Annotated in this window: 11 protein-coding genes; all 11 read right to left on the bottom strand. The window is 45.6% G+C overall.

What is annotated here, in order from left to right; genetic code table 11:
• Positions 1-1,631: glycogen/starch/alpha-glucan family phosphorylase (glgP, locus tag HMPREF2909_RS01255; protein ID WP_071414923.1), on the bottom strand; the 1,631-nt coding region annotated here is incomplete at its 3' end.
• 41 nt (positions 1,632-1,672) lie between these two features.
• The gene (glgA, locus tag HMPREF2909_RS01250) at positions 1,673-3,109 is read right to left on the bottom strand and encodes a glycogen synthase GlgA (RefSeq protein WP_071414922.1); all 1,437 of its coding nucleotides are present in this window, start codon (positions 3,107-3,109) and stop codon (positions 1,673-1,675) included.
• Positions 3,106-4,245: a glucose-1-phosphate adenylyltransferase subunit GlgD gene (gene glgD / locus HMPREF2909_RS01245; protein WP_071414921.1), complete on the bottom strand. Its 1,140-nt coding sequence runs from the start codon at positions 4,243-4,245 to the stop codon at positions 3,106-3,108. Before glgD ends, glgA begins: the two co-directional genes overlap by 4 nt.
• The gene (locus tag HMPREF2909_RS01240; protein WP_071414920.1) at positions 4,235-5,374 is read right to left on the bottom strand and encodes a glucose-1-phosphate adenylyltransferase; all 1,140 of its coding nucleotides are present in this window, start codon (positions 5,372-5,374) and stop codon (positions 4,235-4,237) included. The genes glgD and HMPREF2909_RS01240 overlap by 11 nt, the downstream gene beginning before the upstream one ends.
• Before the next feature lie 41 nt (positions 5,375-5,415).
• A complete protein-coding gene (gene glgB, locus HMPREF2909_RS01235) occupies positions 5,416-7,353 on the bottom strand; it encodes a 1,4-alpha-glucan branching protein GlgB (RefSeq protein WP_071414944.1) in 1,938 nt (645 codons plus the stop codon).
• A 167-nt stretch (positions 7,354-7,520) separates the two neighbouring features.
• Positions 7,521-9,860, bottom strand: coding sequence for a type I pullulanase (pulA, locus tag HMPREF2909_RS01230; RefSeq protein ID WP_071414919.1), 2,340 nt, complete (start codon positions 9,858-9,860; stop codon positions 7,521-7,523).
• A gap of 221 nt (positions 9,861-10,081) precedes the next feature.
• Positions 10,082-11,053 (bottom strand): ketopantoate reductase family protein, encoded by a 972-nt coding sequence (locus HMPREF2909_RS01225; protein ID WP_049215686.1) that lies wholly within the window; start codon positions 11,051-11,053, stop codon positions 10,082-10,084.
• 238 nt (positions 11,054-11,291) lie between these two features.
• On the bottom strand, positions 11,292-11,705 hold the full coding sequence (locus HMPREF2909_RS01220) for a prealbumin-like fold domain-containing protein (RefSeq protein WP_071414918.1): 414 nt from the start codon (positions 11,703-11,705) through the stop codon (positions 11,292-11,294).
• A gap of 79 nt (positions 11,706-11,784) precedes the next feature.
• Positions 11,785-12,156, bottom strand: a complete 372-nt coding sequence (locus HMPREF2909_RS01215) for a hypothetical protein (RefSeq protein WP_071414917.1) — start codon at positions 12,154-12,156, stop codon at positions 11,785-11,787.
• Between the two features lie 586 nt (positions 12,157-12,742).
• Entirely contained in the window at positions 12,743-13,243 is a 501-nt protein-coding gene (locus HMPREF2909_RS01210; protein WP_071414916.1) for a hypothetical protein, read from the bottom strand.
• Positions 13,244-14,470: 1,227 nt separating this feature from the next.
• A partial coding sequence (locus HMPREF2909_RS01205; RefSeq protein WP_071414915.1) for an isoleucine--tRNA ligase occupies positions 14,471-17,151 on the bottom strand: 2,681 nt, incomplete at its 5' end.

Below are 17,151 nucleotides of genomic sequence, written 5' to 3'. Positions count from 1 at the left end.
TGTCGCTTATACGCATGTAAACGCTTGACTTGCACATCAAAAATAGCCTGAGAGTTCACATGAACACCCGTAGTCTTCTCGATATAATCAGCCAAACGCTGTTTAGATTCCTGCTTCACCTGCCAGAAATCTGCCTGCGCATCTGGATTATCGACAAAATCGTTCAGCTTGCGCAACTCATGAATATCGCTACGCCATCCGTCACCAATCCATTTATCAATGGTTTGAGACAGATGAGGGGCAGCGATTTGCGTCCATCTACGCTGCACAATACCGTTAGTTTTATTGTTAAACTTTTCTGGCGAAATCTTGTAGAAGTCGCGCAGAGTATCTTCCTTAAGCAACTCGGTATGCAGCTTTGCCACACCGTTTACACTGTGACCGCCGATAATAGCCAAATGCGCCATATGGATTTGGTTATTGCGTACGATGCGCGTATTTTCGATAGTTTCGTAGTCAACACCTTGAGCGCTCATCCGGGAGATATAACGATTATCGATTTCCACAATAATCTGGTAGACGCGAGGCAAAACATAGGAGAACAAGCCCGTATGCCACTTCTCCAATGCTTCAGACAGAATCGTATGATTCGTATAGCTCATGGTCTTGCATGTTGCTTCCCACGCAACATCCCATTCCAAACCGTAGTCGTCGACGAGAATGCGCATAAACTCCGCTGGAGCCACAGCAGGATGTGTATCGTTAATATGTACCGAAACTTTCTCGTAAATACGCTCCAAAGGCAAGCCCATCTTCAGGTAGGACTTAACAATGGTTTGCAAACCTGCAGAAGTCATAAAATACTCCTGCATAAGGCGCAACTTCTTACCCTCATCGGTGGAATCGTCTGGGTAAAGCACGGCCGTAATATCTTCTACACGATGACGATCTTCGATTGTTGGATAGTTCAGTTCGTATTCTTCCGGAATTTCTACATCCCACAAACGCAAATTATTCACTACCCCGTTGCCGAAGCCGATTTGAGGCACATCGTATGGCACGGCACGCAAAACTTGCGCGTTATTGTACACAGGCTTAAGCTTGCCATCTCCCGCATCGGTCATATACACGTTACCGAAGAAGCTCACGTAGACAATATCGTGGTCTTTGCGCGTCTCCCACACATTGCCAATAGAGCCGAACCAGGAGTCTGGAAGCTCCACCTGATAGCCGTTAACGATACGCTGCTTAAACAAGCCATAACGGTAGCGCAAACCATTGCCGAAACCTGGATAACCGGTTGTGGCCAAGGAATCCATAAAGGCTGCAGCCAAACGACCTAAACCACCGTTACCCAAAGCCATATCGTGTTCGGATTCTTTTACAGCATCAAAGTCCACGCCCAGTTGAGTGAAGGCATCTTTAACCGTATCGAGAATACCCAAGTTGAGCAGGTTCGTCTCGAGCATACGACCAGGAAGGAACTCAACGGAGAAGTAGAAAGCAATCTTGTCTTCTCTCTTCTGCAAAGCATGCTTACGGTCGAGCCATAACGGCGTGTAGTACTGACGCGTTGTTTTCGCTAAAGCCAAGAACAGCTCTTCTGGTATAGCATCGGCAATAGTAATCTGCTTCTGCTCTTTGAGCGTGGCCTCAAAATCGTGAACAAATTGTTCTGTAGTCAATTCCATGAATACACCCTTTCACACAGAGTATGACGACGTCGCTGCGTTTAGTCTACACGAATCGCATCGTAGAGATTCTCGTACTGAGAGCACGCATTCTCCCACGAGAAATCTGTAGACATAGCACGTTGTTGAAGTTGAGCGAACTTCTCTGGCTCATCCTTATACAGGTTCACCGCTTTGAGCACGGTTTGCGTAAACCAGTAGCCATTAAAATCACTAAAACCAAAACCAGTACCCGTATTGTCGAACTGATTGTATGGCTGCACAGTATCTTTGAGACCGCCCACCTCGTGAACCACAGGAATAGTACCGTAACGCATGGCCATCATTTGCGATAATCCGCATGGCTCGAACGCGCTTGGCATAAGGAAACCGTCGCTACCTGCATAGATGAGCTGAGCCAGGTCGATATCGAAAGTTATGCGCACACTGATTTTATCTGGATACACGTCGGCAAACCAGGAGAAGGAATGCTCGTACTCCGGATATCCTGTACCGAGCACCACGATTTGAATATCGTGCTGCACGAGCGCGTTGAGTTCGCTAACCACCAGACCGAAACCTTTTTGATCTGTTAAGCGCGACACGATACCGAACAACGGCACATCATGACGAACCGGCAAGCCGACTCCTTCTTGCAAAACCGCTTTGTTAAGCGCTTTGCCCGCCATATCATCGGCAGAGAAATGATGCGGGATACGCTTATCGGTTTGAGGATTAAAGATGTCCGTATCAATACCGTTCGTAATACCGGAAAGCTTTCCAGATTCCATACGGAGCACTTGATCCAAACCTTGACCGAAATCACTTGTCATGATTTCTTGTGCATAACTTGGGGATACCGTTGTTACACGATCAGCGTAAAGAATACCTGTTTTCAGCCAATTCAGAGCGTTGTCCCAACGTACTGTGCCATCTTCGTAACGTTCCATACCCACGCCAAAGAAATCGCTGAGAGTAGAAGGGTCAAAAACGCCTTGGAACTGCAAGTTATGAATAGTAAGCACGGTGCGAATATTCTTATAGGCTTCAATCCAACGATATTTTTCCTTCACGAGGAAAGGAATCATCGCTGTATGGTAATCGTTCACGTGCAGAATATCTGGAATAAAATCAACCTTTTCCATCAGCTCTACAGCTGCTAACTGGAAGAAAGCAAAACGCTCACCATCATCCATATCGCCATAAACATGACCGCGGAAGAAGTAACGCTCGTTATCAATAAAGTAGAAGGTAACGCCCGACAGTTCCAAGCGCTTGACTCCCACATACTCGTGACGCCAACCCACGTTCGTAAAGAAGTACATAACGTCTTCTACCTGGTCGGCAAAATTGCGTGCAACGGCGTCGTAGTACGGCATAACAACCGCTACCTCATGTCCGCGCGCTGCTAAGGATTTAGGAAGTGCTCCTATAACATCGCCCAAACCACCCACTTTGGCAAAAGGTGAGCCTTCAGCGGCTACAAATAGTACCTTCATCGGATAATATCCTCCTGAACATGCGTACCCTTGACCACAACCACAGGCTTGTCTGGTGTGCCTTGAATAGTAACGCCTGGAGCAACAACAACGTTCTTATCGAGAATTGCGTAGTCAACGTGAGCACCCTGCTCCACTGTTACCTTCGAGAAAGCAATGGTATGGCACACGTCACTCGCGCTATCGAGATAGCAGTTTCGCGAAATAATCGAACGGTTTACGCGACCCTTCACGATGCTACCGGAGGCAAACTGAGAGTTTTCTACATCACAGTCTGGGGAGAAATACGTAGACTCCTCATTCTTTACCTTCGTGTACACCTTCTGATTGGAGTACAGCAGGGAGTAGAAGTTTTCGGACTCAAGCATATCCATATTCGCGTCGAAATAGGATTTTACCGAGAAGATATTCGACAGATAACCCGTGTAGCTAAAAGCGGACGCATCGTTGTCGACCAGCAGGCTACGCAGCAAGAAACGCAACTTGCGAGGATGCTCTTCTTGAATTTCCTGTTCCATGTGTTCGATAAGCCATTGCGTGTCGGCTACGAAAATATCGGCCGACATATTCAAAAGCTCATCCCCTTCTGGCACACTGCCCGAGCTGACGGAGAGCACGCGGTCTTCGTCGGTAACATCGAGAAGAGCATTACCCGCAGTAACCATGGAACGTGGAACACGTTTGTAGACGACGGTCAGCTTGCTATCGTGTGCTTCAGAAAGGTGAATAACCTGTTCCAAATCGATATTGCACAAAATATCGCAGCCCATATAAACCGTGCGATCGCTACCGGAACGCTTGAGGAAGCGCAGTAATTGCTCATAGTAGGCGCGATCAGTTGTGTTTTCGCTATACTTCGTGTTGTAGAAGCCCAGATACCAGTGACTCAGCAAGGTATCGAGACCCCATTCACGACCGCTGCGTACGTGGTCGAAAATCGAGCTAATATTATCGCGCTGGAAAATGCCGTAGACACTACGAATACCAGCGTTTGCCAAGCTCGACAGCTGGAAGTCGATTAAACGGTACTTACCGTCGAACGGGAGGCTGGCCATTGGACGCTGAGCTGTTAAACCTTCCATATCTGGGTAGCCAATGGTATTACCCAAGATAGCGGTGTACTTATCAAGCTTCATCAGCAACTCCTACTACTTCGTTGTATCCTACGACCTGAATATCGTCGGTACCATCGATAACGACTCCATCGCCAATAACGGCTCCTTCACCAATAATGGCGCGCTTAATATGAGCGCCTTGACCCACAATAGCGCCGCTCATAATAAAGGAATCTTCGATAACAGCACCGGTTTTTACCTGCACATCCGTCGACAAAATCGAATGCTTCACATCTCCGCTCACAAAGCAACCATCGACCACCAGCGAGTCTTTAACATCGGCAGCGCCATCGATAAAGTGAGGTGGCGAAATAAGGTTCTTGGAGTAAATCTTCCAGGAACGGTCACGCGAGTTAAGCACATTGTTTTCGCCAATATACTCCATATTCGCCTCCCACAGGGAGTCGATAGTACCCACGTCTTTCCAGTAGCCTTCGAATTCATAGGTGTAGACGCGCTCATCGGCCTTAAGATAGGCAGGAATAACATTGTGACCGAAGTCGAGCATATCCACATTATTCTTATCGGCATTCACTAACAGTTCACGCAAACGAGACCATGTGAAGATGTAAATCCCCATAGAAGCCTTGGTTGACTTTGGCTGTGCCGGCTTTTCTTCGAATTCGACAATGCGACCATGCGAATCGGTGTTCATAATACCGAAACGACTAGCCTCTTCGTAAGGCACATTAATAACAGCAACCGAAAGGGATGCGTCATTTTCTTTGTGCTGGCGAAGCATATCGTCATAATCCATCTTGTAAATATGGTCACCCGACAGGATAAGCACATATTCTGGATCGATACTATCGATATAGTTAATGTTCTGATACACCGCATGGCTGGTGCCTTGGAACCAGCGATTACCCTCTGTAGCCGAATATGGTTGCAGAATGGATACGCCGGAATTTACACCGTTAAGACCCCAACTGGAACCGTTACCGATGTGCGCATTCAACGCCAAAGGCTGGTACTGCGTAATAACACCCACATTGCGAACACCTGAATTCGCGCAGTTCGACAAGGCGAAATCGATAATACGGTATCGTCCTCCAAACTGCACAGCAGGCTTAGCAATATTCTGCGTAAGCTTACCCAAACGAGACCCCTGACCTCCCGCTAAGATAAGAGCTAACATTTCATTCTTCATTGAACGACCTCCTTCTTTCCTTTCAATCTATAGCACAGTTTTTACTTTTTCGCGCTCACCTTTGTGGTTGACTTCTTCTTTGATGTCGACCGCTTTGTGTGCACGGCGTCCTTGCGCTTGAGCTTCCAAATGCTGGCACCTAAAGCTGGAGCAGTGAAGGTGAGACTTTGCTGATAGTCTTTCCATAATCCTGGTTGCGTATGAGTATGTGGATTGTTTTGCTTCCAGACACCACCGAATTCACGCATTTCCGTGTTCCACACTTCTTCATATTCACCAGCAACAGGAACGCCAATAGTAAAACCTCGGCGTTCAACTGGAGCCATATTGAATACACAGATGAGGAACTCGCCCTTATCGTTTTTGCGAATAAAAGACAACACACTTTCGTTAGTATTATCTGCATCAATAATTTCGAGACCATCATAGCTATTATCAATCTTCCACAAAGGTGAATTATCTTTGTAGAACTGATTGAGTTGAGCAGTGAAGTTTTGCATTTTCGAGTTCATCTCATCGTTTAAATTAGACCACTCGAGTTGCTCATCATACTTCCACTCCAAGAACTGCCCATACTCGCTACCCATGAACAGCAGCTTCTTACCCGGATGGCATATCTGGTAGGTATACAGATTACGCAGTCCAGCAAACTGGTTGTAGCGGTCTCCCCACATTTTATGCATGAGGCTCTTCTTACCGTGCACTACCTCGTCATGTGAGAACGGAAGAATAAAGTTCTCCGCAAAGGCATACATGAAGCTGAAAGTGACCAAGTTAAAATCATATTTACGATACACTGGGTCTTCTTCATAGAACTTCAAAATATCGTTCATCCAACCCATATTCCACTTGTAATCAAAGCCCAAGGCATCCCATTCAATAGGAGCGGTTACCTTTGTATCGCTGGAACTTTCTTCAGCAATCATCATGACATCAGGATAATAGCCTTTAATAACAGCGTTCATCTTCTGTAAGAAGCCGAAGCCCTCATAGTCACGAGTACCGCCATCCTTATTAGGCGTCCAAGGACCAATATCGTAATTGCGGTAAATCATATTGCTGACCGCATCAACACGAATACCGTCCAAATGATAGTAATCAATCCAGAACTTTACTGAGGAAATAAGGAAAGACTGCACTTGGTTCTTTCCTAAATCAAAGTTCAGTGCTCCCCAACCTCGGTTATGCGCACGATCTGGATCTTGATATTCAAAGGTAGGCGTTCCATCATAGAAAGCCAAAGCATCATCGTTGACTGTAAAATGCCCAGGAACCCAGTCTACAATAACACCAATATTATTCTTATGGCATTCTTCTACGAAGTCTTGGAAATCTCGAGGAGTTCCATATGTGTGCTCAAACGCAAAATAGCCCATAAGCTGGTAGCCCCAGCTCATGCCCAAAGGGTGAGCCATCAGCGGCATGAACTCCACATGGGTGTAGTTCATCTTCACCAAGTAAGGGATAAGCTCATCTTTTAGCTCAGCAAACTGGTATGGAGTGCCGTCTTCGTGCTCTTTCCACGAGGAGGCATGCACTTCGTAAATATTGACTGGGCGATTACGGAAACCAAAACGCTTACGGCGCCCCAGCCATAAGCCGTCTTTCCATTTTTTCTCTGGAAAATCAGTAATAATGGCGGCAGTGCCAGGACGTGGTTCTAGATAAAAAGCAAAAGGATCAATTTTTTCCACAACAGATCCGTCTGCACGAGTAACGAGGAATTTATAGCGCTCGCCAATTTGTGGCGCAGCGGTGAAAACTTCCCACACTCCCGCTTCATTGCAGGACATACCTATTGGATTGTCTTGCCAGTTTGTGAATTCTCCAATAAGAGCTAGATGTTGCGCGTTCGGAGCCCACACTCTGAAGACGTAGCCTTCCTCTCCCTCTCTCGTCTCTCGGTGAAAACCGAAATAATGTTGAGCATGGAAATTTTCTCCCGTGCCAAAAGTCCGTAAAGCCTCATGCGTTTCCATAAGCATTCCCCTTTAACCTCTCCTTAAGTCCAGTGTACTCGTTTTGAAAGGTTTTTGGGTAAGGAAAGACCAAACTGTTCATTTATCAATCATATTGTAAGATAGCTAACTTCTTTTCCTTGATTTTTAGCGCCTTCTCACTCTTATGGTTGAAAGCTCAGACTCTTTTATGAAGCATCTGAGAGTACTTGTTCAAAGATAGCAAAAGTATATGCCTCAAGGATTTTTTCTTTTTCGATACGAATAGGATTATTCGATAAAATCAGTTGAGCACCATCTAAATCTTTAAGCATATTATGTACAGGAACATCAACTGTAGTAGCAACAATACGATACTTTTTATCGTCTCCTGTTATATCAAAGCCAATAATGCCAGAGCTATCGATAGCTGACCATACATACACGTGTCTGCGCACATCACTATATGTTTCGTAAGAAAAGAGGTCTGAAGAGGTTTTGAATGTTATCAATTGCCGCACGAAATCGACAGTATCGCGATATTGAGTCACTTGATCCCAATTCACCCGGTTGACTTCATCAGGAGCGTTATAACTATTCATGGCATTCAATCGGTCGCCTAAAGTCAGCTCGCCATTATCTCCCGTTGGATACAGTTTTGTGCGTAAGAATTCTTGACCAATTTGCATAAAGGTCATACCTTGCATAACGAAGTTCAACGCATTAGCAACTTCTACGCGCTGAATATGACACAGCTCATCATCGTCAGGATGTAAACGTGTAAGTAAATCATTGAGATTATAGTTATCATGCGCTTCAATATAGTTGAGAACTTGACGAGGCGTATCATAATTGACTAGCTCACTACTTCCTAGAATTCCTTTGGCTACGATGCCTTCCGTACCTTCATGAGAGACGAAACCACCTTTTGCATAGCCGTAGACTTCCGCGCCTTTCACACCATCTCGAACTGTATCGTTAAAGAAAGCAATACGTGGCATAAGCGCTGCATTATCTTTCTTCGCTTTACGGTCTGCAGGGAGATTTACTCCCATATCCCAGCCTTCTCCATACATAAGAATGTGTGGGTCGAGGCTATCGAGTTGTTCTCGAATCTGATTCATTGTTTCAATATCATGTAATCCCATGAGATCAAAACGGAATCCGTCAACGTTAAACTCTTCAGCCCAATACATGACGGAATCAATCATGTACTTTCGGCACATTTCCTTTTCGCTAGCCGTTTCATTACCGCAGCCCGAGCCGTCTGCACAAGAACCGTCTGCGTTCATACGGTAAAAATAATCCGGAACAGTTAACTGGAACGGATGCGTTGCGCTCGAAAAAGTATGATTATAAACAACATCAAAAATAACGCCTATACCGCGATTATGATACTCCTGAATCATTGTTTTCAATTCAATAATTGCTGCAGCAGGATTATTCGGCTTCGTAGAATACGAGGCTTCTGGCACATTATAGTTGCACGGATCATAACCCCAGTTGTAGCGTCTACGACCGTCCGGTAAATAATGCTTATAGTATTGAGCAACTGGCTGTATTTGCACATAACTTATGCCTTGATGATCAAGATAATCTATACCTGTGCTCGCCCCATACGTATTGCTTGTGCCACTTTCGCACGCTCCTATATAGGTTCCACGCAGAGCACGCGGAACGCCGGATGTGCGCGAAATAGTAAAATCGCGAATATGCATCTCACAGATAACAGCTGAGGTAGGATTTTCTACACGCCATACCGCGTCATCGCCGTGTTTGACGCTAAAACCTTCTGCACGCCTGGAGCGTGGACTTAAAATCACCGATTGTAATCCATCACTGGTAGCTGCGCGCGCATACGGATCAGGAGATTCAACTATGCGACCATCTGCATGATGCACACGATATACATACGATATACTGTCGCAATCAACGTCCAGCGTAGCAAACCATACTCCATGAGTATTGCGCTTCTGGTTAAGAGTATCGCTTATATCCCCTCGTGTCATGGGGATTATTGTATGGGTTGACTGGTCTGTGGGAGTGCTCAAAATCAGCAGATCGACCTGCTTAGCAGTTGGTGCCCATACGCGAAACTGTGTGCTGGATGGTGAATATGTGTAGCCCAACCAGCCATCGAAGGCCCATTGACGGTCAAATTCTTCTGGATGTAAAGCCATATCAAAAGCATGCACATCATACAGTGCACATGCCCTGCTTGTAAGCGCAGCTTGGTAAGAGTAGTAGAGCGTATCGTCACCTTCAACAAGCCATACGTGTGTAGGCTGTTCATCATTGCGTAAAGTAATGCGATATTCTCGAGATTTATAAGAGAAATCAGTGTTACGCATAAGGATATTAATATATCCGTGCATATTATCGGTGGTATTTAAACGTACAGGAAGTACACAGAACTTTCCGAAAGCATCTCGTTCTGTTAAAAGGTATTGACAACCTTCTTCATTATCTTTCCACATCCATACGCTTCTATCTTCATAGCGAGCATTCGCGGTATGATAATGCACCACAACAGTTTCCTGTGCTGGCACGCAGACCTCCGTAGGTTTTATTCCTGTACACTACCCTTGTGGGCACCGTTATATTATAGGCAATTGCGCTTCACTTATATTGCGTGTCGGAAGACTCTGATAATTATCTGCACATTTGAGGTGAGATTACTGTGAGCGCTCGTCGCATTAACACAGAAAAAGAAAAGGACTAAGTGCGGTAGTATGCTGCACTCAGCCCCATATATAGGAAAGATAGTTTTTTACTTTTCTTGCGCGTGATGAATCTGGAATGCTCGTTCTGCTAAATGCACGCCATGAGTCAAGAAAGCGTGGGTGCGGCAGTCAACATTATGTTCACGTCCGAGTTGAGCAATATATCCGTTGATATAATCTACTTCTGTTGGTCGTCCGTGAATCATGTCTTGATACATAGATGGGTAATGCAGTGGATTACCCACACGGCTTGCGTATTCGATAGATTCAACTTCTTCATCTACGCTGTTAATCATAGGAATACCAGCGGCTTCACATACAGCATATGCTTCGGAAACAAGCTGCTGAGTCATCTCATGGGAGCCTTCGTAATCAGCAAATTGTCCCATAGTAATCTGATACATGGTACATAAGGTATTCACCACAGAATTGAACACAATCTTGGCCATGCATGTGCCCTTAAAGTCTGTGGTAATTTCTGGATTCATGTGTGCTGCAGTAAAGTCATCAGCAATTGCACGTTCAATATCGGTAATGTGCTCATTCATTGCACACATGTGCATAGAACCTGTACCCTTCTTACCAATGAAATCAACATCGCCAGGACCGTTCAAAACAGTTGCAATAATTGCGGTTCCACCGTAGATACGATCTGTTGAGAAGTATTGATTAATCTTCTCGAAATGACCCCATCCGTTCATTGCTGAGAAAGCAACCTGATGATCTTTGAATAAATGAGCACAGCGCTTGAGCATATCTTCAAGTTGCATCTGCTTGAGGAAGATAATCCATACGTCCGGATTTCCTGTATATTCTTCTGGACGATACAGGTTCACTGGCACCAAGTGACGACCCTCATGATCACGGCTCACCCATACGCCGCCTTGTTCCTTCACTGCTTCAATATTTGGTTCCCAAGCATCAATAAAATCTACCTTCTTACCTGCTTCTTGAAGCAAAATGCCATAACGATACCCCATTGCACCAGCACCGATTACCGCATATGTGAGTTCACTCATGGATCCCATCTCCTTGTTCTTTCCGTGAACATAAATGTGTATGTTTTAGCCATTGGCAGTGTTACTATGGCACAACCGTGACCTGCGTGTTATGAATAGTCCACATTGTGACCCTCACCACATACATGTAGCTGACACTTGCGCACAAAAAGCTCCTTCTTCTCTTCACCTATGCAAAGGAAGAGAAGAAGGAGCTTTTCTCGACTGAGTACACATCTGGCAAATACGTACGATGTACTTAGTAAGTCAATCGGCGAGCCATTCGAAGAGAAACACAAGCAGTTGCGATGCTAGCTAGAACAGCAACAAGAGCCAGCTGCACAGCCGAACCGCTTCCAGTGTGTGCCAAAATCTTTGGCTTCGATTTTTCAGTCTTCGGTTGTGGATTGTCTGTTGGCACCGGGTGAGGTGTCGGTTCGGGAGTCGGTTCAGGCTTCTTCTTATTCTCCGCCTGAATCACAAGAGCATCATCACTTTTATCCTTATTAACAGGAACTTCAAATTCAATATCATATGAAGCAACGTATCCCTTTGGCGCTTGTGTTTCTTTCAAAACATATGTACCTGGGAAAAGATAGGTATTACCTTGATCTTCATCGGAAGTGACAGTCCGCTTATCAGTTAAGGTAAAATAGTTGCTGTCAATCACCACTTTTTCTCTTTTATAGCTTCGTTATCCGCAGTTAGCTTAGACAGCTGATCGTAATCTAACGGTTGCGATGCTAGGTGAATCATGCAATCTTTATCAGATACAAGTTTATCTTTAATGAGCACTTCTTTATTATCAGCAGTACGAGCGTAGTAGCATTGATGGCCGGCATAATATAGCCGTTTGTTCGCGTTGCGTAAGAACCACAGTCAGGAACTGCATCTATATCTTCACCTACGTAAACGTATCCAGGAATATCGTTCTCACTGGTTATATCTGATAGTGTTGGCTTGACTGTGAAGAAAAGCAAATAATTCGTATCGTCTGGAGTGCCTTCAGTATTAGGAATTATTTCCATTTCTGTAGGAGTAACACCTGTTGGCCAGCCCTGAGATTTCAGATAGGACTCACGAAAATTAGCATATCCTGGGAAATGAGCTTCGGGAGCGAGCACACTAAAACGTCAATCACTATTTCCGCTCTCACTCCAACCAGAACTATCATCTTTCGGAGTTCCCATTTCTACTACGCCATGTAGATTCGGTGGACTCGCTAATGCTTCAAAGTCTTTACCATCATCTTGCACAATAGGAGTGTGCGCAGCATCAGAGAAAAGAGCAGTATCTTTACTGCGCTCGTCAATAAGATTTTGTTATAGGGAGATGACGAGCTTTTCTATATTCAAAATCATCAACAAAAGAAATATGTTCTGAACTGTGTGAGCTATAGTACGAGCGGAAAATACTTGTTCCGGCTTTAATGCTGTCCCTGTTGTTCATAGATCCGATATACATATTCGTACCGCGGAAGCCCATAGAACTTGACGCATACAGCGTTCTTCCCGGTAAGTTACCGTTAGCTATTGTATGTTTCAAATGTATATATTGCGGCATAACAGTTTTATACCCACGCTGATATATGGGATTTTCGCCGACAATATTACCTGTACCATCTTGATGGTTTTTATAGGTGCTATTGAGTTTATTAACGTTCCACTCGACGCTGAGAGATTCATCGCTTCCTCCGCTGCCGTTTTCTTCTTAACCAACGAATTTATCGATGATCATTCCCCCATCATTGCCACGAACCGCACGACGGTTATATGTCCATCCACCAAAAATAAATTTCTTATGCACCATATCGTGATTGTCGTCAACATAAGGAACAAAAACCGTATAGTAATTGACTGAACGGATGGTTGTCACGTCGAACTGTCTATTATTCAAACGAGTGCGATACTCAGTACGGTCTAATAATTCAGTAGAATTATCAAGATACGTAATCAAAAATTTGTCTAATCGGTACCGTTCAAAATTATAAGCATCTTTGCCTTCATATGCCTTGATTGCTTCAATATGAGCATCTACTTCATCGTCACTAATAATCTGTGGAAACGGGTTCTGTGTGTCTATCTGTGCATCATAGCTATTCTCGTATGCTCCATCTTTAACTTTATTCACTTCATTAGCCGCAAAGGCAACATGAGGTGCGCATAAGCCGAAGACGAGAAAACGAAAAGCACCGTAGCTAGACGGACACATATCATGCGCAATGCTTTTAGCATCGATAATTGTTGATGAGTCATAACTCTACCTTCTTCTCATGAGTTCCTAAACGTTGCAGTCGAGAAACTCTCCCTCTATTCTTTTATTCTAACGAAGAGGGTGCAGTTCAACCCACCGACTCACTTATACAAGTGCTCGTTGAATTTCTGTGACAAAAAGAAAAATGCAACGGGGTATACGCCATTTTGTGCGTCTGTTTTGTTGTCTTAGGTCTTGTTTTTGTGTATGTTTGAGGGGTGTTCATGGTTGCATGATTGACCATGACACCTAGCCATAATGTGTGTCTGTAATATGCTGGGACGTGTTGATTTTGTTGGCTTGTCAGTGTTTTCATGCTCTGGGTTGTATAAAGGGGTATGCAACGACCATTATGCGATTTATGGCACACGCTTATGAAGAAGAACGGTAGAACCTCGAGCGGGAAAACAGGGCTATAGGTCAAAAGCAGGTACCAGGACGGGTCATGGCACGATTATCACGAAAGACTGGTTAAGGCACGCAGAATACTTGACCGTAGAACCGAAGAACAACAATTATTCACGTTCCTTCAATTTGATTATGCTCCATCAACAAATAATAGAATCGATTCATTTAACGCGGGTATACGCCAAATGTTACATGATCATAGAGGGTTGAGTTTATTCAAACGAATCACCGCTGTGTGCTGGTATTGTCATCAACGCACCCAGTATCCCCAGAACGACCAATGGCTTGTTTACCACGCTATAACCACTGACTAGCTCGACACGTTATACCAGCACGCATGACAATGCCAAAGTGATGTCAGACACGATATATACGGCATACCACAAACGTATGGCACAGGCATCGACTAGAACGAATTCCACACTCTCACACGCTACCCAAACCAAACAATCTAACAAAAACGAAGCAACACACGCCACTCCCACAGACACACAAAATGGCGAATAACTCTAATTGGGGCATATCAGAAAAATAGAAAAACGGGGAGGCAAATCCTCCCCTGCAGTTTCCTGCTTAGCATTCAAGGTGGCTAACGAGTCCGCCCTTACTGTGAATTAGCTCTTTCAGTATATCACTCTCGGGAGAACATATCTCCCGCGTTTCCCAAATTGACAACCCAAATTCGCAACAACAAAACCCGCGCCGCTGCCCTCCCCAGTCAGACACAGGAGAGAACAGCGAGCGCGAGGCTTGCCTAACTTGCTATAAAGCTAATACCTAAGCCTTCTCCACTTTCACCTCAAGCTCTTGCACATCAGCAACATTCACACTGAAGCTGGTTGCGAGAGTTTCAGTGGAAATCAGCTCTTCGAACTGCTTGAGCTTGTCTGCGTCTGCAGCTGGAGCGGTAAGAACCAAGCTAATGCGGTCAGAAATATCAAGATCTGCAGCTTTTCGTGCGTCTTGAACACTGCGAATTGCATCGCGAGCGTAACCTTCTGCCAGCAAGTCATCGGTTAAGGTGGTGTCGAGAAGTACGAAACCGCCTGTTGGCAAAGATGCGGACACAGAGCTTGCTTCGTCAGCTCCGCCTTCTGCAGCTTCTACGCGAGAAATCAGCTCGTATTCACCTTCTACCAAAGCAATACCGCCGTCAACACCTTGAGCGTCAACAACTGGCATACCTTCTTCGTTCACATGCCATGCACCCGACTTAGAAGCGCGGATAGCAAACTGAACATTCTTACCCAATCGAGGTCCTGCAGCACGTGCGTTCACGCGCAATTCGTTGACTACGCGCAAACCGTGGTCACCAGCATTTTCGAGGGTGGTGTACTGGATCTGCTTTACGTTCAGCTCAGATTCGAGCAGCTCTTCATATTCGCGTACTGCGTCAACATTGTCTGCCACAACGGTCAGCTGTGCCAATGGCTGGCGAACGCGAATCTTCTGAGCCTTACGCAAGCTGAGTGTGCTGGATACTACTTCGCGTACCTTATCCATGGTGCGTACGAGGTCATCATCAGCCTTGAGCACATCGCCCAATTCTGTTGACTTCTCGCTTTCTTCATCCGTCAAGAATGGCCAGTCAGCCAAATGTACGGATTCACCACCGGTCAGGCCACGCCATACTGTTTCTGCTTCCATTGGAGCAAGTGGAGCCATCACACGAGCGAGAACTTCCAAAGCGGTATACAACGTATTGAAAGCGTTCTCATCTTCATTCCAGAAGCGGTCACGAGTGTTACGCACATACCAATTGGTCAAAATATCAATATAATCAGCCACGTCCGCGCAAGCATCGGCAACGCCGTAATCTTGCAAGTGCTTTTGCGTACTCTCTACGAGAGTTCGGGTACGAGCCAACAGATAACGATCCATATGAGGCAAGTCATGCACTTCGTCAGCGCGCACCTGTCGCGCATCGAAACCTTCGCCACCGTTCGCAGCATTGGCATACAAACTAAAGAAATAATATGTGGACCACAAAGGCAACATAATTTGACGAACAGTATCGCGAATGCCGTCTGCAGTAACAATAAGGTTTCCGCCGCGCAAAATTGGCGAGCTCATAAGGAACCAGCGCATCGCGTCCGAACCATACTTGTTAAATACGCCGTTCACGTCTGGGTAGTTGCGCAAATGCTTCGACATCTTCTGACCGTCGTCGCCGAGCACAATACCGTGGCACATCACGTTCTTAAACGGAGCCTTATCGAACAAAGCGCCGTTCATAATGAGCATTACGTAGAACCAGCCACGGGTCTGACCAATATACTCCACTACGAAGTCGGATGGCATGTGTTCTTCGAAGTAATCCTTGTTTTCGAAAGGATAGTGGAACTGTGCGAATGGCATGGAACCCGATTCGAACCAGCAGTCCAGCACGTCCTCGATACGGCGCATGTGCGACTTACCGGTTGGATCTGCTGGGTTTGGACGCGTCAGTTCGTCGATCCATGGACGGTGCAAGTTAATATTGCCCTCGTCATCAGTTGGATACTTACCAAAGTCGCGCTTGAGTTCCTCGAGAGAGCCGTACACGTCCACGTGTGGGTACTTCGGATCGTCCGAAACCCACACAGGAATAGGGCTACCCCAGTAACGGTTACGAGAGATGGACCAGTCGCGCGCATTCTCGAGCCACTTACCGAACTGACCGTCTTTCACATTATCCGGGATCCAGTTAACATCCTGATTGAGTTCGAGCAGACGCTCTTTAATCTTGGTTACCGAAACGAACCATGACGATACAGGCTTGTAGATAAGAGGATTACCGCAGCGCCAGCAGTGAGGATAGCTGTGCACGTGCGACTTCTCCTGCACAATAAAGGCTCGGCGTTCTTCTGGTACGCGCTCGAGCGGACCGGAGCCTGCGCGCAGATCGCGGGTAATTGGCTTGTTCGCTTCGAACACCTGCAGACCTGCATAATCAGGAATAACATCCAAGAACTGAGCGTGCTCATCTAAGTAATCGTATGTGCGCACATGGTGAGCGTTCAATGTATTAATATCGTCCTCACCATACACAGCCTGATGAACTAAACCGGTACCTTCTGTTGTTGCCACATAATCAGCAGCATAAATAGTAAAGGCATTTTCATCTTCGTTAGCTTTACCTTCAGGATCAGTTAAGGAACCATCCAAGAAGTAATCAAAAGCAGGATAATAGCGGCGGCCCACAAGCTCCGAACCCTTCAGTTCCTTAAGAACCCTATAGCCCTCGCCCAGCTCCTTAGCGAAGTTAGCCACCAAATCCTTAGCAAAATACATCTTCTTACCAGCAAAAGCGCCCTCAACAGGCTCTACTAGCACATAATCGATGTCTTTACCCACAACAATAGCTAAGTTGTTAGGAATAGTCCATGCGGTAGTGGTCCAAATAACAACGTAGGCATCTTCGTCGCGCAGCTTCATAGCCACAGACAAGGTATTATCCTGACGGTCTTGATACACAT

The organism is Alloscardovia sp. HMSC034E08 (genome assembly GCF_001813415.1).
Lineage (GTDB): Bacteria > Actinomycetota > Actinomycetes > Actinomycetales > Bifidobacteriaceae > Alloscardovia > Alloscardovia omnicolens.
The sequence above is the reverse complement of the archived record's forward strand: the minus strand, read 5'-3'. Positions and strand labels throughout refer to the sequence as shown.

Excerpts from the sequence above, each read along its gene's own strand:
- glgA (WP_071414922.1), bottom strand. The coding sequence starts at position 3,109 with ATGAAGGTACTATTTGTAGCCGCTGAAGGCTCACCTTTTGCCAAAGTG.
- glgD (WP_071414921.1), bottom strand. The coding sequence starts at position 4,245 with ATGAAGCTTGATAAGTACACCGCTATCTTGGGTAATACCATTGGCTAC.
- HMPREF2909_RS01240 (WP_071414920.1), bottom strand. The coding sequence starts at position 5,374 with ATGAAGAATGAAATGTTAGCTCTTATCTTAGCGGGAGGTCAGGGGTCT.
- glgB (WP_071414944.1), bottom strand. The coding sequence starts at position 7,353 with ATGGAAACGCATGAGGCTTTACGGACTTTTGGCACGGGAGAAAATTTC.
- HMPREF2909_RS01225 (WP_049215686.1), bottom strand. The coding sequence starts at position 11,053 with ATGAGTGAACTCACATATGCGGTAATCGGTGCTGGTGCAATGGGGTAT.
- HMPREF2909_RS01210 (WP_071414916.1), bottom strand. The coding sequence starts at position 13,243 with ATGTGTCCGTCTAGCTACGGTGCTTTTCGTTTTCTCGTCTTCGGCTTA.